This window comes from Streptomyces viridosporus T7A (assembly GCF_008704515.1).
Taxonomy (GTDB): Bacteria; Actinomycetota; Actinomycetes; order Streptomycetales; family Streptomycetaceae; genus Streptomyces; species Streptomyces viridosporus.
On sequence record NZ_CP023700.1, the window covers coordinates 3,410,317 to 3,430,820 of the forward strand.

Annotated in this window: 16 protein-coding genes; 3 read left to right on the forward strand and 13 right to left on the reverse strand. The window is 73.5% G+C overall.

What is annotated here, in order from left to right:
• Positions 1 to 102: 102 nt before the first annotated feature.
• Complete coding sequence (locus CP969_RS15830; RefSeq protein WP_004987492.1) at positions 103 to 411, forward strand: hypothetical protein; 309 nt, start codon at positions 103 to 105, stop codon at positions 409 to 411.
• Positions 408 to 710 (forward strand): hypothetical protein, encoded by a 303-nt coding sequence (locus CP969_RS15835; protein WP_016826045.1) that lies wholly within the window; start codon positions 408 to 410, stop codon positions 708 to 710. The genes CP969_RS15830 and CP969_RS15835 overlap by 4 nt, the downstream gene beginning before the upstream one ends.
• A gap of 67 nt (positions 711 to 777) precedes the next feature.
• Here CP969_RS15835 and CP969_RS15840 read toward each other — a convergent pair whose 3' ends face one another.
• The 10 genes from CP969_RS15840 to CP969_RS15885 all read right to left on the reverse strand — a co-directional run bounded on the left by CP969_RS15840 (position 778) and on the right by CP969_RS15885 (position 13,769).
• On the reverse strand, positions 778 to 1,899 hold the full coding sequence (locus CP969_RS15840; RefSeq protein WP_016826044.1) for an SUKH-4 family immunity protein: 1,122 nt from the start codon (positions 1,897 to 1,899) through the stop codon (positions 778 to 780).
• Between the two features lie 250 nt (positions 1,900 to 2,149).
• Positions 2,150 to 4,465, reverse strand: coding sequence for a xanthine dehydrogenase family protein molybdopterin-binding subunit (locus CP969_RS15845; RefSeq protein ID WP_004987484.1), 2,316 nt, complete (start codon positions 4,463 to 4,465; stop codon positions 2,150 to 2,152).
• Positions 4,462 to 6,579: a 2Fe-2S iron-sulfur cluster-binding protein gene (locus CP969_RS15850; protein ID WP_016826043.1), complete on the reverse strand. Its 2,118-nt coding sequence runs from the start codon at positions 6,577 to 6,579 to the stop codon at positions 4,462 to 4,464. The genes CP969_RS15845 and CP969_RS15850 overlap by 4 nt, the downstream gene beginning before the upstream one ends.
• Positions 6,576 to 7,469 carry an FAD binding domain-containing protein gene (locus tag CP969_RS15855; protein ID WP_004987480.1) on the reverse strand — a complete coding sequence of 298 codons (894 nt, stop codon included), beginning with the start codon at positions 7,467 to 7,469 and terminating at the stop codon, positions 6,576 to 6,578. Before CP969_RS15855 ends, CP969_RS15850 begins: the two co-directional genes overlap by 4 nt.
• A 361-nt stretch (positions 7,470 to 7,830) precedes the next feature.
• On the reverse strand, positions 7,831 to 9,528 hold the full coding sequence (locus tag CP969_RS15860) for a beta-N-acetylhexosaminidase (RefSeq protein WP_016826042.1): 1,698 nt from the start codon (positions 9,526 to 9,528) through the stop codon (positions 7,831 to 7,833).
• 1 nt (position 9,529) lies between these two features.
• On the reverse strand, positions 9,530 to 10,411 hold the full coding sequence (locus CP969_RS15865) for a carbohydrate ABC transporter permease (protein ID WP_171817498.1): 882 nt from the start codon (positions 10,409 to 10,411) through the stop codon (positions 9,530 to 9,532).
• A complete protein-coding gene (locus CP969_RS15870; RefSeq protein WP_004987473.1) occupies positions 10,405 to 11,361 on the reverse strand; it encodes a carbohydrate ABC transporter permease in 957 nt (318 codons plus the stop codon). The genes CP969_RS15865 and CP969_RS15870 overlap by 7 nt, the downstream gene beginning before the upstream one ends.
• Positions 11,362 to 11,365: 4 nt before the next feature.
• Positions 11,366 to 12,658, reverse strand: a complete 1,293-nt coding sequence (locus tag CP969_RS15875) for an extracellular solute-binding protein (protein ID WP_004987471.1) — start codon at positions 12,656 to 12,658, stop codon at positions 11,366 to 11,368.
• 226 nt (positions 12,659 to 12,884) lie between these two features.
• Complete coding sequence (locus tag CP969_RS15880; protein ID WP_016826040.1) at positions 12,885 to 13,166, reverse strand: DUF3039 domain-containing protein; 282 nt, start codon at positions 13,164 to 13,166, stop codon at positions 12,885 to 12,887.
• Positions 13,167 to 13,196: 30 nt separating this feature from the next.
• A complete protein-coding gene (locus CP969_RS15885) occupies positions 13,197 to 13,769 on the reverse strand; it encodes a YqgE/AlgH family protein (RefSeq protein ID WP_016826039.1) in 573 nt (190 codons plus the stop codon).
• Positions 13,770 to 14,081: 312 nt separating this feature from the next.
• Here CP969_RS15885 and murA point away from each other — a divergent pair, with 312 nt between their 5' ends.
• The gene (gene murA, locus CP969_RS15890; RefSeq protein ID WP_004987463.1) at positions 14,082 to 15,422 is read left to right on the forward strand and encodes a UDP-N-acetylglucosamine 1-carboxyvinyltransferase; all 1,341 of its coding nucleotides are present in this window, start codon (positions 14,082 to 14,084) and stop codon (positions 15,420 to 15,422) included.
• Between the two features lie 237 nt (positions 15,423 to 15,659).
• On the opposite strand, the gene CP969_RS15895 is transcribed toward murA, so the two are convergent.
• The 3 genes from CP969_RS15895 to CP969_RS15905 all read right to left on the reverse strand — a co-directional run bounded on the left by CP969_RS15895 (position 15,660) and on the right by CP969_RS15905 (position 20,478).
• Positions 15,660 to 15,941 (reverse strand): HU family DNA-binding protein, encoded by a 282-nt coding sequence (locus tag CP969_RS15895; protein ID WP_004987462.1) that lies wholly within the window; start codon positions 15,939 to 15,941, stop codon positions 15,660 to 15,662.
• Positions 15,942 to 16,355: 414 nt separating this feature from the next.
• On the reverse strand, positions 16,356 to 17,765 hold the full coding sequence (locus CP969_RS15900; RefSeq protein WP_004987454.1) for an NAD-dependent malic enzyme: 1,410 nt from the start codon (positions 17,763 to 17,765) through the stop codon (positions 16,356 to 16,358).
• Between the two features lie 415 nt (positions 17,766 to 18,180).
• Positions 18,181 to 20,478, reverse strand: coding sequence for a HelD family protein (locus CP969_RS15905; RefSeq protein ID WP_026085135.1), 2,298 nt, complete (start codon positions 20,476 to 20,478; stop codon positions 18,181 to 18,183).
• Positions 20,479 to 20,504: the final 26 nt, after the last annotated feature.

Sequence of the window (20,504 nt, forward strand, 5' to 3'; positions counted from 1 at the left end):
TCGTATACGCGTATGCTCAGCAACGCAGGACGTAACAGCAGAAACCCCCGCGACAGGGCGAACTGTCCGGGGGCATGGCCCGCACTGCGAAGGAGTGCCGACATGCGGAGCCTACTGGCCGCGCTTCTCTCCTGGCTCTTGCCGTCCACCGGCAGGCGCCGACGCCCCACCGGACACACGGCGTACCCACCGGCACGGCGGCTGATCATCACGCACCACGCGGTGAGTGCGGGACGTCCCGCCCACCGCCCTCCCTGCCCCGCCGCGTTCGTCGAGGCCGACGGCCTGCCGCTCGTACGGCCCTACCTCGTCGCCCACGAGCGGGAGCAGGAGCGCCTGTGGCAGCGGGACACGCGCATCGCCCTCACCCCCGCTGCCTTCGGCGTCTACTTCCACGGAGCGTCGGCATGACCCTCTCCCCCACCCACCTGCGTCTGCTGCCGTGGAGCAACGACGGCAAGCCGGCCCTCCTGTCGACCGACGGCACCGCCACTCCCCTGTCCCTCCTCGCCGACCGGATCGAGGAGCAGCAGATCGAGACGGCCACCGTGGTGCTGGATCTGTCCAGGGCCCTCCTCGGCTCCGAGACGCCCGCCACGGCCGACGAGTACCACTTCGTCACCCAGCGCCTGGCCGAGTGCCTGACCGATGTCCTGACCATCTGCGAGAGCCGGGGGCAGCGCATCCCGCCGTACAAGGACGACGAGTAGACACCCGAGGCGGGGGCCGGGCCGAAGGGCCGGTTCGGAGCACCCCGCCCGCTCCGTCCCGGAAGAGCTATGCCCGGCAGTGCCCGCGCGGGACGGCCGTCGTGCCCGCCGGGTCGATCGACGACAGGGCCTGGATCATCGTCATCACCAGCCGGTCGTACGCCTCGCCGGTCAGCGCGTGGCCCGACGCCTCGTCGAGGTCGTGCTCGCGGTGGAGCAGCCAGAGGGTGAAGGCGAGGGTGGAGACGTCCGTGTTCAGCGGGCGGAGGGCGGCGTCCGGCTCGCTCCAGTGCAGCACCGCGCCCGTGGCTCCGTCGACGAGCAGGCCGTCGCCCTCGGTCAGGTGCCCGAGGCGTACGAGGCGGTCGGCGTGGGCGGGGAGGCGGTCGGACGGGAAGGCGCCCTCGCCGTCGGCGTGGTACTCCGTGAGGGTCCGCAGCGGCGGGTCGGTGTCCAGCCGGAAGAGGAAGGCGTCCTCCGGCAGGCCCGTCCCGCGCAGGAAGCGGCGGGTCGGCTCGTGCGTGAGCGTGGCGGGGAAGTCGACCTCCTCGAAGCGGACCACACCGCCTCGGCCGAACTCCCGGTCCAGCAGGCGCACCGGGAGGTCGAGGGCCAGCCCCGAGGCCGTGCCCGGGCCCGCCGCCAGGGACAGGGGCCGGATCAGCGCCGCCATCCGCCGGAGCGGCGCCGGCTCGCCGTCCGCGCCCTCCTCGAGCATCGCCAGCAGCCGCCGCGTCGCGTCCGCGACCGCCCGGGTGCCGCAGCGGCCCGCGCGGGCGGCGAACTGGCCGCGCAGTCCCGCCAGTTCGTCCGTCGCCGCGGCGAACCGCACCAGGGTCGGCAGGGACGGGGCGAGCGGCCGGCGGTCCATCAGGTCCGGACGGTCGTGGAAGAAGTACGGGGCCGAGACCTCGCCGGTCGCCCCGTCGAGCAGCTCCGGCTCCGGGCCGGCCGGGCCCGGCAGCCCGCCGATGACCAGCCGGGGGAACCGGCCGCCGGGGCCGCCGGTCGGGTCCGTCGCGATCCGCAGGCCCTCGCCGCACAGCCGCGCGAAGGCGAACGGGCCGCCGTCCCCGGGCAGTCCGGGGCCGGCCGGCCGGCGGTGCGTGAAGGCGTGCGTGGCGTACGGGCCGAGGTACGCCCCGGTGCGTGTGATCGCCGCCGTGGCGACGGTGTCGGTCGTGCTCATGGTTCCCCCGCGATACGTCTGCTCGGTCCCGGGTCCCTGAACGTCCCACCCGGGCGGACGGACCCCGTCCGTCCGGACCCGGCGGCCGTCCCCCACCACTCGGCACCCTACGCGCCGGCACTGACAACGCCCCCGGACCAAGGGGCCCGCACGGCGCCCCGTTCTCACAGACGCCCGAAAGGCCCCCGTACGTTGCCTCTCCGCCGGAACTCGTCCCCGGAACGCGTCCCCGGGACGCGCCCTCCGGACGTCAGCCGCCGGTCACCACCGCGGCCTGCGGGCGGATCGGCAGCCGGTTCACCGGGCGGCCCGTGGCGGCCCGGACGGCGGAGGCGATGGCCGCCGGGGAGGTCACCACCGGCACCGCGCTGACCGCCTTCGCGCCGAAGGGGGCGACCACGTCCCGCTCCTCGACCAGGCGCACGATCCGGATGTCCGGGGCGTCCAGGGCGGTCGGGAGGGCGTAGCCGGTGAGGTCGGGGTGGCGGACCAGGCCGCGCGGGGTGCGCAGGTTCTCGGTGAGCGCGATGCCCACGCCCTGGGTCACGCCCGCCTCGATCCGGGCGGCCAGCTGGGCCGGGTTCAGCACCCGGCCCACGTCCTGGGCGACCGCCAGTTCGACGACCCGTACCGAGCCGATCTCGATGTCGACGTCGACCACCGCGCGGATCGCGCAGAAGGCCAGGCCGACGAACGCGTCGCCCTGGCCGGACCCGTCCAGGGGCTCGGTCGGGTGCGGGCGGCACTGGGCCGTGGCCCACAGCTCCTTGCCCGCCAGCTCCTCGGTGACGGTCGTGGACAGCACCCCGTCGTAGGAGGTGATCTTGCCGTCGGTGATCTGCAGCAGCTCGGTGGACATGCCGAACTTGTGGGCAAGGGGCTGCAGGAGCTGGGTGCGGACCATCTTGGCCGCGCGTTCCACCGCGCCGCCGGACACCCAGGTGTGCCGGCCGCGGCAGCCCGCGCCCGACGGCGGCTGGTCGGTGTCCACGGGAGCCACGTGCACCTCGTCGACGCCGAGGGTCTCCTGGACGATCTGCCGGGCCAGCGTGGCGAACCCCTGGCCGGTCTCCACGGCCGCGCACAGCACCGTGGCCACGCCGTCCTGGACCTTCACGGTGGCCGTGGACACCTCGTCGGCGCCCTCCGCGCCGAGCACGTGCACCATGCCGACGCCGTAGCCCACGCCCCGGCGCACCGCGCCCGGTTCACCCGCGCCCTCGGGGCCGCCGGGCAGCAGCCACTCGTCCTCGGGGGTGTCCTTGGGCAGCGGCGGCAGCGGGAAGTCCCGCACCGCCTGGAGGAGTTCGGCGACCGGGGCCGGGCAGGTCACGGTCTGGCCGGTGGGCAGGACGTCGCCGGTGGCCATGACGTTGCGCATCCGCACGTCCGCCGGGTCGATGCCGAGCTTCTTGGCCAGCTTGTCCATCTGCGCCTCGTAGGCGGCGCACACCTGCATGGCGCCCTCGCCCCGCACGTGGCCGGAGGGCGGGTTGTTGGTGCGCACGGCCCAGCCCTCGATGAAGGCGTTCGGGACGACGTACGGGCCGCAGGCGAAGGCGACGGCGGCGGCCAGGGCGTCGGAGGAGGTGTCGGCGTAGGCGCCCGCGTCGAGCAGGATCTGCGCCTCGACCTTGACCAGCCGGCCCTCGGCGTCGGCGTGGTGGCGGTAGCGCAGCAGGGTGGGGTGGCGGTGGGTGTGGCCGAGGAAGGACTCCTCGCGCGTGGCGGCGAGCTTCACCGGGCAGCCGGTCCGCAGGGCCAGCAGGCCGAGCGGGAGCTGGAAGCTGCGGTCCTCGCGGTCGGCGGTGGCGCCGGGGACGCCGGTGACGACGACCTTCACCCGTTCGGGTGCCAGGCCGAAGGCGGCGGCGGCCGTGTCCCGGTCGCCGTGCGGGTCGGTGGACGCCAGGTACAGCTCGACGCCGCCGTCCGGGCGGGGCACGGCGAGACCGGCCTCGGCGCCGATGGGGGCGGGGTCCTGGCGGCCGATGCGGTACAGGCCCTCGACGACGACGTCGCCGGCCGCCCCGGGGTCGCCGTGGCGCAGCGGGATGTGCCGGATCAGGTTGCCGTCGGGGTGCAGCGGTTCGGCCTCGAACGCCTGCTCCGGGTCGGTCACCGGGTCGAGCACCTCGTACTCGACGATGACGGCCGCGGCGGCCAGCCGCGCGGTGTCCGGGTGGTCGGCGGCGACGGCGGCGATGGGCTCGCCGTGGTGGCGCACGACCTCGGCGGCGAAGACCGGGCGGTCGGCCTTGCCACGGCCGTGCAGCGGGGCGCCGGGGACGTCCTCGTGGGTGACGACCGCGCGGACGCCGGGCATCTCGCGCGCGTGGGTGGTGTCGATGGACACGATGCGCGCGTGCGGGTGCGGGGAGCGCAGCACGGCCGCCCACAGCAGGCCCTCGGCCCACAGGTCGGCGGCGTACGGGAAGGTGCCCTCGGTCTTGGCGCGGGTGTCGGCGGCCGGGAGGGAGGTGCCGAGCCCGTGCGGAACCGGTTCCGGCTCGGTGGTGGCCTCGGCGGCCCGTGCGGCCTGCGCGGTGCCTGCTTCGTTGCTCACGCCTGGCCTCCGTCCTGGCCGTGGGACTGGTCGTGCGGTCCGGTGGACCCGAACACCGAGGGGTTGACGCCGCCGGCGCCGGGGCCCGCCTGGTGCGGGATGCGGGGCACGTCCGGGTCGGTGTCCGCGTCCGGATCGGCCTCGGGGACCGCGGCGTGCGCCTCGCGTTCGGCGACGACCTCCTTGACGGCGTCCACGACGCCCCGGTAGCCGGAGCACCGGCACAGGTTGCCGCACAGGGCCTGGCGGGTCTCCAGCTCGGTGGGCGCCGGGTTGCCCTCCAGCAGGTCGTGCACGGTCATCGCCATGCCCGGAATGCAGAAGCCGCACTGCACCGCGCCGCACCGCGCGAGCGCCCGCTGCACGTCGGACGGCCGGCCGTCCTGGGCCAGCCCCTCGACGGTACGGACCTCGCTGCCGGCCGCGGTGACGGCCGGGACCAGGCAGGAGGCGACGAGCCGCCCGTCCACCTGCACGTTGCAGGCCCCGCACTCGCCCTGCGAGCAGCCGTCCTTGGCGCCGGCGAGGCCGAGCCGCTCGCGCAGCACGTAGAGCAGCGACTCGCCGATCCAGGCGTCCGTGACCGGCCGGTCGGAGCCGTTGACGCGGAGCACGTAGGAGGCCAGGGGGTGGTCCTCGTGCGGGGCGTCGGGCGGCGGGTCGTGCGGCGGCGCCGAGCCGTCCGGCGCGGGGGCCGCCGGCGGGGCGGGATCGCCCGGGGCGCTCGGAGCCCCCGGAGGACCCGAGGCGTCCGGGGTGTTCACGGCGTCCGGGGAGCCGGCGGGGTCGGGGGCGGCCTGCGCGGTCGCGGCGCCCGGGGCGGCGGCGTCGGCCGCCGGTGCGTCCGCGGCGGCGGGTTCCGGTGCTCCGCCCGCCTCCGGGCCGGGCCGGGCGGCGGCGGAGGGCTCCGTCCGCTCCTGGGCGGCCCCGTCCGCGGCCTCCGGGGCCCCGTGCGCGGCCTCCTGGGCCTCGTGCGCGGCCTCCTGGGCCTCGTGCGCGGCCTGAGTGGCCTCGGCGGCCTCGGGAGTGCCCTCGGGCCCGGAAGCGGGCCGTGGGTCGTCCTGGGCGCCGGGGTACGCCTCCGCGCCGGGCCGCCACTGCGGCTCCGCCGCGGGTTCCGCGTACCCCTCGGTGGCGAACGGCTGGGGCGCGCCGGACGACCGGGGCCCGGCGTGCGCGGGCTGCCCGGGCGCGTGACCCGCTTCGGGCTGCCCGGGCGCGTGCTCGCCGGCCGGCCGCTCGGACGCGAACGCGTCCCGGCCGGGGTCGTCGTGGGGCCGCGGTCCGCCCTCCTGCCGTTCCCGCGGGGCCCGGTGCCGCTCGGGGCCGGCTTCCCGGCCCTCGCTCCCGGGACCCGCGTCCGCCTGCCCGGCGGTGTCCTGCCGGGCCGGCCCGGGTTCACCGCCCTGCGGCTCCTGCGGGACCCCGGGCACGCCGGGTCCCCACGGCTGCCCGATGGCCTGGTCGGCCCAGGGGGCGGAGGCACCGCCCGGGAGGGTGGCCGGAGGGGTGCCGCCCCACTGCTCGGCCAGGGCGGACGTGGTGAACTCGCCCGACTCGTCCGGGAGGTCGCCGCCGGCGACGGGGATCGACCACTGGCCGGTGACGTCCTGGCCCGGTGCGGGGTGGTTCGGCGCGGGGTGGTTCGGCGCGGGGTGCCCCTGCGCGGCGGGCGTCCCCTCGAAGCCCCACTGGCCGGCGGTCCCGGGGGCCCCGGGGGAACCTGAGGGGCCGGAAGGGCCGGGGGGGTAAGTGAACCGGTCGTCCTGTCCCGCGTGTTGCGGGGCCGCGTCCGCCCCGGGCTCCTGCCGCGGGGGCCCGGCCTGCGGGTCGTGCCACTGGGCCCCGGCGCCGGGCGCGCCCGGCGCCGGCCAGGTGCCCATGGCCGCGGGGTCGGTGCCCGCGCCGGTCGCGGGGGCCACCGTGATCTGCGGCGGCACGTAACCGTGGCCGGGCGCGGCGAGCGGACTCTCCAGGGAGTCCAGCAGGGCGTCGACGCCCCCCTCGGGAAGCTCGACGAAGGCGGTGGCGCCGTCGTCGTAGTCGCCCTGGGGCAGCGGGTCCCAGCGGCCGCCGCCCCGGGGCGTGCCCTCTCCGTGCTGGTCGTCGGTCACGACAGCGCCCTCCCCAGTGCTCGTCGGGCCAGCGCGGCGACGGTGCGCCGCAGGTGCAGTACCGCGGGCGGAAGCGGTGGGACGGCGCCGTCCTCTCCGGGGGCGGCGTCGGGGATGCAGGCCGCGGCGACGTACTCCCCGAACGCGTGCAGCGCCTCCGGCACGATCGCCCGGTTGTTGTCCCAGTCGATGAGCTGCGCGACCCACTGCTCGGCCTCCAGGGGCCTGAGCGGCATCGGCGCTATGGCGCCCACCGCGCAGCGGACCCCGCGGCGGGCGGGATCGAGCACGAGGGCGACGGAGGCGGCCGCGCGGCCGGGACCGGTGCGGCCGGTCGCCTTCAGGAAGACCTGGGGGGCGTGCAGCAGCGGCACGCGCACGTAGCCGATGAGTTCACCGGCGCGCAGCATGTCCACCCCGGCCAGCAGGTGCGACACCGGGATCTCGCGGCGGGCGCCGCCCGGGCCCGCGATGATCAGCGTCGCCTCCAGCGCGGCCAGCACGGGCAGCGCGTCCCCGGTGGGGGCGGCGGAGGCGATGTTGCCGCCCAGGGTGCCGGCGTTGCGGATGTGCGGCGGTCCGGCGGCCCGCGCGGAGGCGGCGAGCGCCGGGATGAGGGCGGCGAAGTCGGGGCGGCCCATGCGCGCGTGGGTGAGGCCGGCGCCGAGCAGCGCGTGGCCGTCCAGGTACTGCCAGCCGCGGATCTCGCTGATCCGGCCGAGGCCGACCAGCGCGGCGGGCCTGAGCTGCCCGGAGTTGACGGCGGCCATCAGGTCGGTGCCGCCCGCGACGGGCACGGCGGCGGGCACGGCCGCGAGCGCCGCCACGGCCTCGTCCAGGGTCGTGGGCAGTGTGACGGCCCGCGCCGCCTGCGGTGCGTGCGTGCTCAAAACCGGCTGCCCCTTCCCGCTGCCCCACCTGGTCCGACCCGTGTTGCCGTACGGTACGTGCTCACGGGGCGGACGTGGCAACTCTGGCACATCTTGGCGAGCGCCGAAGACAGGGGTCCACTAGGAGTCGTTCGCCCACTTCACCCCGGTCCCGGACGTTTTCCGCACGACATCACCGGTGTGCTCCGATTGACACTCTTCGGTGACTCTTGTGTCCGTTTTTTGCTGCCTGTTCGAGACGGGCGGAGGCTCGCGCGACCGGGCCGGGGGCGGGGCGTGCGGGTGCGGGGGTCCCGTCCGCGGCCGGGTCCGGTCCGGGACGGACCGGACCCCCACCGGCGGGTCCCCCGCCGACGAGTCCCTACAGGTTCGGGGGCGCGCCCTCGATCGGGCGCCCCAGCAGGCCCGGACGCTTCTGCCAGGGCAGGGGGCCGGTGGGCGGCCGGTAGGCGACGCCCAGGGCGTCGAGGCGCCGGTAGTGGGCGGTCATCCGCCGCTCGAAGTCGGCGACGTCGCGTTCGGCGGGGGCGGGCAGGGAGCTCCAGGCGACCTCGGCGAAGGCGGCGAGCCGGGGGAAGACCTGGTAGTCCACGCGTCCCTGGTCCTCCATCACCTCGGTCCACACGTTGGCCTGGGTGCCCAGCACCCGCCCGGCCTCCTCGGCCGTCAGCTCCGGGGGCACGGGCTCGAACCGGTAGACGTCCTCCAGGGTGCGCACGTACCCGATCGGCACCGGTTCGTCGGGGCCCGCGTCCTGCCGGTGGTCCAGGTACACCTGCTGCTCGGGGCACATGACCACGTCGTGTCCGGCGCGGGCGGCGGCGATGCCGCCCGCGTACCCGCGCCAGGAGGACACCGCGGCGCCCGGGGCGAGCCCGCCCTCGAGGATCTCGTCCCAGCCGATCAGCCGCCGTCCCCGCGCGGCGAGCCAGTCGGCGAAGTGCCCGATGAACCAGGCCTGGAGCGCGTCCTCGTCCTTCAGCCCGAGTTCGCCGATCCGCCGCTGCGCGGTGGCCGACGCGCGCCACTGGTCCTTGGGGCATTCGTCGCCGCCGAGGTGGACGAAGCCCGAAAAGGGGGTGGAGGGGACGGCCGGAGAGGACGCGCCGGTGTCCGCGGGGAACAGTTCGAGGACTTCCTCGAGCACCCCTTCGTAGAAGCGCAGGGTCTCGTCGGTGGGGGCGAGCACGTTCGGATTGATCCCCCAGGTGTCCCAGACGGTGAGGGAGGCGGTGTCGACGACATCGGTGTTGCCGAGTTCCGGATATGCGGCGATGGCGGCCTGCGAGTGGCCGGGTACGTCGATTTCCGGGACGACGCCGATGTGCCGTTCGGCGGCGTAGGCGACGATCTCGCGGATGTCGTCCTGGGTGTAGTAACCGCCGTGCGGCTTGTCCTCCCACAGCGGTGACGCGCGGTGGCCGATTTTCGTCCGGGCGCGCCAGGCGCCGACCTCCGTCAGTCTCGGGTACCGCCGGATCTCGATCCGCCAGCCCTGGTCGTCCGTCAGGTGCAGGTGCAGGACGTTGAGTTTGTGCGCCGCCATCAGGTCGATCTGGCGCAGCACGCCTTCCTTGGGCATGAAGTGCCGGGCGACGTCCAGCATGAGGCCGCGCCAGCGGAACCGGGGGGCGTCCTCGATGATCCGGTGCGGGACGCCGAGCGTGCGGCCCGGCCGCACGGGCGCCCTGCGGAAGGCGTCCGGCCCGAGCAGCTGGCGCAGGGTCTGGGCGCCCCAGAAGACACCGGCGGCGCTTCCGCCGGTGATCTCGATGCCCCGGTCGGGCACGGCGGCCAGCCGGTACGCCTCGGGCGCGAGGGTGTCGTCGAGGCGCAGCCGCAGGCCGTCGGGGGCGTCCTCGGGGCCCGGCCGGAGCGGCAGGCCGAGGGCCGCGCCGAGCGTGGAGCGCAGCCAGCGCTCGGTGGTGCCCGTGCCGGGTGCGGCCCACAGGGTGGTGTCCCCGGTCAGCGGGACCGTGCGGCGCGTCGGCCCCTCGACGGTCCGCGGCGCGGGAACGAGATCCGTCGCCGGTGAGGTCGTGTCGGTGGTTTCGGTCACGTCAGTCCTTTACCGCGCCGCCCAGTCCGGAGACCAGACGCCGCTGTACGAGTACGAAGAAGACCAGGACCGGGATCGTCATCACGGTGGAGGCCGCCATGACCCCGCCCCAGTCCGGTTCATCGGGTTTGTAGAAGACGAGCAGCGCCATCGGCAGGGTCGACTGGGAGATGTCGCTGATGATGAAGGATTTGGCGAACAGGAAGTCGTTCCAGGTGGAGATGAAGGAAAAGACGCTCGTGGCCACCAGCCCCGGCAGGACGAGCGGGAAAAGGATCTGCCACAGAAAGCGCGTCCGGCTCGCTCCGTCGATGTACGCGGCCTCCTCCAGTGCCTCCGGAACGGCCTTCACGAATCCCCTGAGCATCCAGATCGCGAACGGCAGCGAGAACGCGATGTGCGGCAGGATCAGCGACCACAGCGTGTTGAGCTGACCGAAGTCCCGCATGAGGAAGAACAGCGGAATGGTCAGCGCCTCCACGGGCACCATCTGGGCCACCAGGAACATGATCAGCAGGGTGGTCCGCAGGCGGAACCGGAAACGCGTCACGGCGGTCGCGGCGAGAAACGCGATCAGCGCCGAGGCGATCACCACGACGACCGCGACGACGACGCTGTTGAGGAAGTACCGGCCGAATTCATGCTGTCCGAACACCCGCCGGAAGGAGTCGAGCGTGGGCGCCAGCGTCCACGGCCGCGGCTCGGTCGACTCGATCTCCCCGGCCGGTTTGAAGGCGCTCAGCACCATCCAGTACAGCGGGAAGGCCACCACGGCGGCGATCAGCAGCGCCGCCGCCTCGGCCGCCGCCCGCCCCGGCCGCCGGACGGACCGGCGCACAGGATTCACCCGGCGCCCCCGGTCCCTGCTCACGAGCGTCACCATTCCTCCCCCTGGCGGCGCAGCAGCCGCAGGTACACCAGCGTCACGGCGAGCAGGATCAGCAGCATCACCACGCCGATCGCCGCGCCGAGGCTGTACTGCGAGGACGCGAACGCCTGCTGGTAGGCGTAGACGTTGAGGACCAGGTTCTGGCCCGCGATGCCGCCGCCGCCCGTCATGACGTAGATCTGGGTGAAGACCTTGAAGTCCCAGATCACCGACTGGATCGTGACGACGACCAGGATCGGCCGGAGCATCGGCGCGAGCACCGAGCGCCAGATCCGCCACTGCGAGGCGCCGTCCAGGGCGGCGGCCTCCAGCACCTCCGACGGTACGGCGCGGATGCCGGCGTAGACCGTCACCATCACGAACGGGAAGGAGCACCACACCACTTCGAGCAGGACGAGGAAGAAGGCGCTCAGCCGCCCGTACGTCCACGCGTGATCGCCGAGCCCGAGCACCCGGTTGACCGGGCCGAAGTCGGCGTCGAAGAGGAGCAGCCAGACCGTGGAACCGGTGACGGCCGGGGTCGCCCAGGCGCCCAGCGCGGCCAGCATCAGCGCGAGCCGGGGCACGGCCCGCACCCGGGTGAGCAGCACGGCGAGCGCGCAGCCCACGGCCAGGGTGCAGACCACACAGGCCGCCGCGAACAGCACGGTGTCCCGCAGCACCTGCCAGAACCGGTCGTCGCCGAACAGTTCGGCGTAGTTGCCCAGGCCCTCGAAGGTGGTCGGTTCGCCGCCGCTGACCTGGGCCTGGGTGTAGTGGAAGAGCGAGATCAGGCCGAGTTGGTAGACGGGGTAGGCGAGCAGTCCGCCGAGGACCACGAGCGCGGGGGCGAGGAGGAGCCAGGGGGCGGGTCCCGGCCGGCGGCCTCGCGGGGTGCGGGGTGCGGGGGCCGTGGAACGCGCCGTGCGGGTGCGCTCCACGACCGCCGTGTCCTGTGCGACCACGGGTTCAGCCCACCGAGCCGAACGCCTCGTTCATCTTCTTCGCGGCGTCCGCCGAGGCGGTCGCCACGTCCTTCCTGCCGCTAACGACCTCCTGGAACATGGTCGGCAGCACCAGCGAGGAGTCGATCCGCGCCCAGGCGGGCGAGGCCGGCACGAACTTGGTGCCGGCGGCGAGCGTCTCGACGAACGGCTTCACGAACGGTTCCTCCTCGGCCGCCCGGCGGCGCACGTCCGAGAAGGTCGGCAGGAAGCCCATGCCCTCGAACAGCTCGCCCTGGGCCTCCTTGGAGGCCAGCCGCTTCATCAGGTCGACGGCGAGGGTGCGGTGCGAGGTGGACTTCAGCACGCCGAGGTTGTTCCCGCCGGCGAACGCGGGGGCGATGGAGCCGGGCTCGACGCCCGGCAGCGGGACGACGGCGTACTTGCCCTTGACCTTCCCGGCCTCGACGGCCGCGTGGCTGAAGTCGCCGCCGATCGCCATGGCCGCCTTGCCCGAGGCGAAGGCGGTCACCGTGTCGTTGCCGCCCATCCCGGCGCACTTGGCCGCCGGGCAGTTGTCGTCGCCGAAGAGGGAGGTGTAGGCCTCGATGCCCTTGCGCGCGTCGGCGCCGTCGATGGCGGAGGCGTACGAGCCGCCCTTGCCGGTGGCGAGTTCACCGCCGTGGGCCCAGATGAAGGGCATCGCGCCGTAGGTGTAGGCGCCGCCGACGGCGATACCGTACATCCCCGGTTTCGCGGCGCGGACCTTCTTGGCGGTGGAGATCAGCTCGGCCTGGGTCCTCGGGACGTCGAGGCCGAGTTCCTCGAAGACGTCCGTGCGGTAGTACAGCGCGCGGACGCCGACGAAGTACGGGGCCCCGTAGACCTTGCCGTCGACGGTGACCGACTGCCGGGCGGTCGGATCGGTGTCCTCGGTCTCCTCCCAGGCCTCGAACTCCTCGGTGACGTCGGCGAGTCCGCCGTCCCGCACGTAGCCCGCGGTGTCGGTGTTGCCGTACTCGATGAGGTCGGGCGCGGACTTCGGGTCGTTGAAGGCCGCCTTGATGCGCTGGGCGCGGGTCTCGACGGGGATGTACTCGACGGTGACCTCGGTGCCCTCGTGCGCCTTCTCGAACGCGGCGAGGACGGAGTCGACGGCCTGTTCCTTGGGCTTGTTGTTGACCTCCTGGAAGAGCCAGACGCGCAGGGTCCCGGTCTTCTCGTCCTTGTCGGAGGAGGAGGTGCCGGAGGTCTGGGGCGCGCAGGCGGCGGTGGCGAGGACGGCCGCGAGGGCGACCATGCGGACGGACAACTTCATGGAGTGCTCCTCCGATGGTGCGTTGCAACATGCGCAATGTTTGTTTCGCTGTGCACAACAACACACCGGAGGCTAGGGACTGGGTGAACCGCACCACAAGAGGTCTCAACCACTCTGTGACCGGTCGGCGCACCCCGTGCAACGCGCGGACAGCACAAAGGCCCCCGGGGCACGCAAAACGCGCCCGGGGGCCTTCGGACGAGACCCGCGGCAGGAGGGGGAGGACCTACTTGTCGCCCTTGCCCTTGTCGTCACCGCCGGAGCCCATGGACTCGTAGATCTCTTTGCACAGGGGACACACCGGGTACTTCTTCGGATCGCGGCCGGGCACCCAGACCTTGCCGCACAGCGCCACGACGGGAGTGCCGTCGAGGGCACTCGCCATGATCTTGTCCTTCTGGACGTAATGGGCGAAGCGCTCGTGGTCACCGTCGCCGTGGGAGGTCTGCGGCGTCGGCTCGACGAGGGTCCCCGTACCAGTCCCGCGCTCGGGCTCAAGAGTGCTCATAACAGCCAAGGGTACTGAAGCCCGCACGCGTCAGTTGAGCGACGGGTCGTCCGGATACGTGGCGACCATCGCCAGCTCGTTGCGCTGGCGGCGCAGCACCTCGCGCCAGAGCCGCTCCGGGGCCGGGGACGAGACGTCGCCGGGCTCCGATTCCACGACGTACCAGGCGCCGTCCACCAGTTCGTCCTCCAGCTGGCCGGGGCCCCAGCCGGCGTATCCGGCGAAGATGCGCAGGGAGCCGAGGGCGGAGGCGAGCAGTTCCGGCGGGGCCTCCAGGTCGACCAGCCCGATCGCGCCGTGCACCTGGCGCCAGCCCAGCGGGGCCGCCTCCCCGGCCGCCCCGCCGGGGACGACCGCGACGCCGAGGGCCGAGTCCAGCGACACCGGGCCGCCCTGGAAGACGACGCCGGGTTCGCCCGCGAGGTCGGCCCAGCCCTCCAGGATGTCGCCCACGTCCACCGGGGTCGGACGGTTGAGGACGACGCCGAGCGAGCCCTCCTCGTCGTGGTCGAGGAGGAGCACCACCGCACGGTCGAAGTTCGGGTCCGCCAGGGCGGGCGTGGCCACGAGCAGCCGCCCTGTGAGCGAGGACACCTCGGTCATGCCAGACATGATCCCGCATCTTCCCCCCGCGTGGGGAGGCAACCGGGGTGTGGGAGTGAACACGGCCGTGATCGAAAGGAGCGGCCTGGTGGGGGGCCCGGTCGAGGGGGACGGCGGGAGACGGGCGGACGGCCGGGGGGCGTCCCCGGCGCACGACCGCGGCGGTGACCCCATGTGCCCGCTCTGGAACGGTTCGTGTTGTGACAGACCCATGACGTTGCCGGGCCCCCCGCGGGCTTACGGAAGGGGGGTGAGGGACGATTACTCTTTCCCTTCTGGCCCCTGCCCCACTCCCCACGGAACGCGAGATTCATGACCGTCAACGACGATGTCCTGCTGGTCCACGGCGGAACCCCGCTGGAGGGCGAGATCCGTGTCCGCGGTGCGAAGAACCTCGTACCGAAGGCCATGGTCGCCGCGCTGCTGGGCAGCGCTCCGAGCCGCCTGCGCAACGTTCCGGACATCCGTGACGTCCGCGTCGTACGAGGGCTGCTGCAACTGCACGGTGTGACGGTCCGTCCGGGCGAGGAGCCCGGCGAACTGGTCCTCGACCCCACGCACGTGGAGAGCGCCAACGTCGCCGACATCGACGCCCACGCGGGCTCCTCGCGGATCCCGATCCTGTTCTGCGGTCCGCTGCTGCACCGGCTCGGGCACGCGTTCATCCCCGGCCTGGGCGGCTGCGACATCGGCGGCCGGCCCATCGACTTCCACTTCGACGTGCTGCGCCAGTTCGGCGCGACGATCGAGAAGCGGGCGGACGGCCAGTACCTGGAGGCCCCGCAGCGGCTGCGCGGCACGAAGATCCGGCTGCCGTACCCGTCCGTCGGCACCACCGAGCAGGTGCTGCTGACGGCGGTGCTCGCCGAGGGCGTCACCGAGCTGTCCAACGCGGCGGTGGAGCCGGAGATCGAGGACCTGATCTGCGTCCTGCAGAAGATGGGCGCCATCATCGCGATGGACACCGACCGGACCATCCGCATCACCGGTGTGGACAAGCTCGGCGGCTACACCCACCGCGCCCTGCCCGACCGCCTGGAGGCCGCCTCCTGGGCGTCCGCGGCGCTGGCGACCGAGGGCAACATCTACGTGCACGGCGCCCAGCAGCGCTCGATGATGACGTTCCTGAACACCTACCGGAAGGTCGGCGGCGCCTTCGAGATCGACGACGAGGGCATCCGCTTCTGGCACCCCGGCGGGCAGCTGAAGTCCATCGCGCTGGAGACGGACGTCCACCCCGGCTTCCAGACCGACTGGCAGCAGCCGCTGGTGGTCGCCCTGACCCAGGCGACCGGCCTGTCGATCATCCACGAGACGGTCTACGAGTCCCGCCTCGGCTTCACCTCCGCGCTCAACCAGATGGGCGCCCACATCCAGCTCTACCGCGAGTGCCTGGGCGGCTCCGACTGCCGCTTCGGCCAGCGCAACTTCCTGCACTCGGCGGTCGTCTCCGGCCCCACCCGGCTGCAGGGCGCCGACCTGGTCATCCCCGACCTGCGCGGCGGCTTCTCCTACCTCATCGCCGCGCTCGCGGCGCAGGGCACGTCCCGCGTCCACGGCATCGACCTGATCAACCGGGGCTACGAGAACTTCATGGAGAAGCTGGCGGACCTGGGGGCCAAGGCCGAGCTGCCGGGCAAGGCACTCATCTGACCCCCCGTCCCCGCGCCCCGGCCGGGGCGCGGGGGTGGCCCCGGGCGGACAGAAACGGCCCGGAGAAGCCGGCGAGCCCGGGTGTCGAGGCCGAGCCGCCGGACCAGGTACTCCTCCGGCCCCGGACCCGGCCGAAGCGCTCACACGCACGTCGAAAAGGGCGGCCCCTCTGCGGGGGCCGCCCTTTTCGGTGTCACCGTGTCTCGTACGCCGTCCCGGGACGCACGAGCGTCAGGGTCACTTGCCCTTGGCGGCTTCCTTCAGCTTGGAGCCCGCGGAGACCTTCACGCTGTAGCCGGCCGGGATCTGGATCGGCTCACCGGTCTGCGGGTTGCGCGCGGTGCGAGCGGCACGGTGGGTGCGCTCGAAGGTCAGGAAGCCGGGGACGGTGACCTTCTCGTCGCCCTTGGAGACGATGTCGCCGACGACCTCGGCGAACGCGGCCAGCACGGCGTCGGCGTCCTTGCGGGTCACCTCGGCGCGGTCGGCCAGCGCGGCCACCAGCTCACTGCGGTTCATGTTGTTACTCCCGTGTTCTTCTTGCCGTTGAGGCGTGCCACGCGGCGGAGCCGCATGTCGGGCACGGCGAAGCCGATGCTGCCAGGTTCCTCGGTGAGTCCCCGGACCCGGGTCCGTCGTCAGACCCTCGCGCCCAGAGACGCATCCTGCCTCTACCAGCGGCGGTAATGCCAATCCGGCACCCGCGGGAGCCGTGAGAACACCCGAGGGAGTCACACGAAGAACACCACGGCCCCCGATGCGGTGACGTTCGGTCCGCTTCCGGCGACGGACCGCAGGGATCTGCGCCCGAGCCCGGCCGCCACCCTAGAGGGCGGTCAGGACCTACGCGTTCCACGACGCGCCGATGTGAAACCGGCCGTGGCGATCCTCACAGCCCCGGGAGCGGCCGGCCGGCCCCGCGCGTCCGGGGGCTCACGCCCCGGCCGCCCTGGCCGCGTCCCGCACCGCACCGGCCACCGCGCCCGCGACCTTGTCGTTGAACACGCTCGGGATGATGTAGTTCGGGTTCAGCTCGTCCTCGGTCACCACGTCGGCCAGCGCCTGCGCGGCGGCCAGCATCATCTCGGTGTTGACGGTGCGGGACTGGGCGTCCAGCAGGCCGCGGAACACACCGGGGAACACCAGCACGTTGTTGATCTGGTTGGGGAAGTCGGAGCGCCCGGTGGCCACGACCGCCGCCGTCTGGCGGGCGATCGCCGGGTCCACCTCGGGGTCGGGGTTCGCGAGCGCGAACACGATCGCCCCCTCGGCCATCGCGGCCACGTCCGCGCCGTCGAGGACGTTCGGGGCGGAGACGCCGATGAAGACGTCCGCGCCGCGCACCGCGTCCTTCAGCGTGCCGGTGAGGTTCTCGGGGTTGGTGTGGTCGGCGATCCAGTGCAGGGCCGAGGCCGGGTCGACGTCGGCCAGGTCCTCGCGGCCCGCGTGGACGACCCCGTGGATGTCGGCCACGACGGCGTTCTTCACCCCCGCGGCGAGCAGCAGCTTCAGGATGGCCGTGCCGGCCGCGCCGGCGCCGGACATGACGACGCGGATGTTCTCGATCCCCTTGCCGGTGACCCGCAGGGCGTTGGTGAGGGCCGCCAGGACGACGATCGCGGTGCCGTGCTGGTCGTCGTGGAAGACGGGGATGTCCAGCGCCTCGCGCAGCCGGGCCTCGATCTCGAAGCAGCGGGGGGCGGAGATGTCCTCCAGGTTGATGCCGGCGAAGCCCGGGGCGATGGCCTTGACGATCTCGACGATCGCGTCGGTGTCCTGGGTGTCGAGGCAGAGCGGCCAGGCGTCGATGCCGGCGAACCGCTTGAACAGGGCCGCCTTGCCCTCCATGACCGGCAGCGCGGCCTTGGGGCCGATGTTGCCCAGGCCCAGCACGGCGGAGCCGTCCGTCACGACCGCGACGGAGTTGCGCTTGATGGTGAGGCGGCGGGCGTCCTCGGGGTTCTCGGCGATCGCCATGCAGACGCGGGCCACGCCCGGCGTGTAGACCATGGACAGGTCGTCACGGTTGCGGATGGGGTGCTTCGACGCCATCTCGATCTTGCCGCCGAGGTGCATGAGGAACGTACGGTCCGAGACCTTGCCCAGGGTGACGCCCTCGATGCCGCGCAGCTGCTCGACGATCTCGTCGGCGTGGGCGGTGGAGGTGGCCGCGATGGTGACGTCGATGCGGAGCTTCTCATGGCCGGACGCCGTGACGTCGAGGCCGGTCACCGAGCCTCCGTGGGACTCGACAGCCCCGGTGAGCTGGGATACCGCGGTTCCGCTCGCGGGCACCTCCAGCCGGATGGTCATCGAGTAGGAGACGCTGGGCGCCGTTGCCATGGCGGGCTTCCTCTTTCACCGTTTCGCTGCTGTCGCTGCGTGTCACAGCACTGTGCCGTCCGATCGTCGCACCTACCGCCGAGTACGCGGTAGCCGCTGCGCATTGCGAACGTTTTGTTCGCGGCCGGAGTGGGTACCTCCGGCACATTTCGGAAAACGTGTTCCACTCTACGAGGGAAGATCCACCCCGGTGAAGGGGCCCCGGGCACGGAAGAGGCCCACGTCACCCGGGTGACGTGGGCCTCTCGCACGTTTGATGACACCGACCCGCCATGCTCGCCTCGCGGCAAGTGGTCGCTCGAAGCGACTAAGGTTGGGCCCGGGGGCTTGGATCGGGCCGGTGCCACGTCCAGGCTAACAAAAGGATCCCGGTGAGCCATTCCCGTCGCGCAAGCGGTTTTTCCGCGCGCCCGGATCAGTCCCTCAGCAGATCCGGCACCCCGGCCGCGTCCGGCTCGTCGCGCTCCTGCGCGACCACCGTCAGCTGCTGGGTGGCCCGGGTGAGCGCCACGTAGAGGACGCGCAGGCCGGCCGGGGACTCGTCGGCGATCTCGGCCGGGGAGACGACGACGGTGGCGTCGTACTCCAGCCCCTTGGCCTCCAGGCTGCCGAGCGCCACCACGCGGTCGCCCAGCCCGTCGAGCCAGCGCCGGGCCTCCTCGCGGCGCTGCATGGCGACGACCACGCCGACCGTGCCGTCGACCCGCTCCAGCAGCCGTGCCGCCTCCTGCCGCACCGTCGCGCCCAGCGCGTCGCGCACGACGGCGAAGCGCGGCTCGACGCCGGTGGAGCGCACCGCCCGCGGCGGCGCGGAGCCGGGCATGGCGAGGGCCAGCACCTTCGACGCCAGGTCGGCGATCTCCGCCGGGTTGCGGTAGTTCACGGTGAGCCGGAACCGGCGGCGCGGCCGGGTGCCGAGGGCCTCGTCGCGGGCCCGGGCGGCCTCGTCGGGGTCGGACCAGGAGGACTGGGCCGGGTCGCCGACGACCGTCCAGGTGGCGTGCCGTCCGCGCCGGCCGACCATGCGCCACTGCATCGGGGTGAGGTCCTGGGCCTCGTCGACGATCACGTGGGCGTACTCGACGCGCTCCTGGGCGAGCCGCTCGGCCCGCTCGCGCTGCGACTCCTCGCGCACCGGCATCAGCTCCTCCAGACCGGTGAGCTGGTCCAGCGGGTCGATCTCGCGCTTCCTCCGGGGCCGGGCCGGGGCGCCGAGGACGGCCTGGAGCTCGTCGAGCAGCGCGATGTCGTGCACGGAGTACCCGGCCCGCTGCAGGGAGCGGGCGACCCTGCGGACCTCGCCGGGGTTGAGGACGCGGCGGGCCCAGCGGCCCAGGCGCTTCTCGTCCGCCATGGCGTCGAGGACGGCGGCCGGGGTCAGCTCGGGCCACCAGGCGTCGAGGAAGGCGATGAAGTCGTCCTCGGAGGTGACGTCCTCGTCGAAGGAGGAGCGCAGCTCGGCGGCGAGCTCCGGGTCGGTGTGCCGGCCCGCCGCGCCGGAGCGCTCCCACAGGGCGTCGAGCAGCAGCTTGCGGGCGCGGGGGCGCAGCAGGTTGACCGGCGCGGTGCCGCCGAGGGCGGCGCGGCGGACGTCCGCCAGCTCCCCGGCCTCGAGCTCCAGCCGCCGGCCGAAGGCGACGACCCGCAGCCGCTCGGGCGAATCGTTCCCCTCCAGCGCTCCGCGCGCGGCCTTCCGCAGCACCTTGAGCATGCGGGACGAGCCCTTGACGCGGGCCACCGACGGGGAGTCGTACAGCGTGGCCTCGGCGCCCTCGACCAGCGAGCCGATGGCGCGGATGGCGACCTGGCCCTCCTCGCCGAGGGAGGGCAGCACGCCCTCGGTGTAGGCGACCAGCAGGGGGGTGGGCGAGACGATCAGGATGCCGCCCGCGTACCGGCGCCGGTCCTGGTAGAGCAGGTAGGCCGCCCGGTGCAGGGCGACGGCGGTCTTGCCGGTGCCGGGGCCGCCCTCGACCTGGGTCACGGAGGCGGCGGGGGCGCGGATCACCAGGTCCTGCTCGGCCTGGATGGAGGCCACGATGTCCCGCATGGTGTGGGTACGGGCCCGGCCGAGCGCGGCCATCAGGGCGCCGTCGCCGATCACGGGCAGCTCGTGGCCGTCGAGGGACGCCGTCAGCTCCGGGCGCATCAGGTCGTCCTCGACGCCGAGGACGCGGCGGCCCTTGGAGCGGATCACCCGGCGGCGCACGACCCGGCCGGGATCGACCGGGGTGGAGCGGTAGAAGGGCGCGGCGGCGGGCGCCCGCCAGTCGATGACCAGCGGGGCGTAGTCCTCGTCGAGGACGCCGATCCGGCCGATGTGCAGGGTCTCGGCGATGTCGGCGGTGTTGTCGGGGCGCACGGCGCCCTCGGCGGGCTCGACGGCGGTGTAGGCGCCGTCGGGCCCCTTCTTGCCGTCCTTGCCGAGCAGCAGGTCGATGCGGCCGAAGAGGAAGTCCTCGAACTCGTTGTTCAGCCGGTTGAGGTGGACGCCGGCCCGGAAGACCTGGGCGTCCCGTTCGGCGAGGGCGCCGGGCGTGCCGACCTGGCCGCGCCGGGCGGCGTCGCGCATGAGGAACTCGGCCTCGTGGATCTTCTCCTCGAGACGCCGGTACACCCGGTCCAGGTGTTCCTGTTCGACGCGGATCTCCCGGTCGCGAACGGAGTCGTGAACCGGACCGACCGCGGTTTCCTGTTGAGCCTGAGCGGCCACCGGGCCCCCTTCTGACGTGCTGGGCA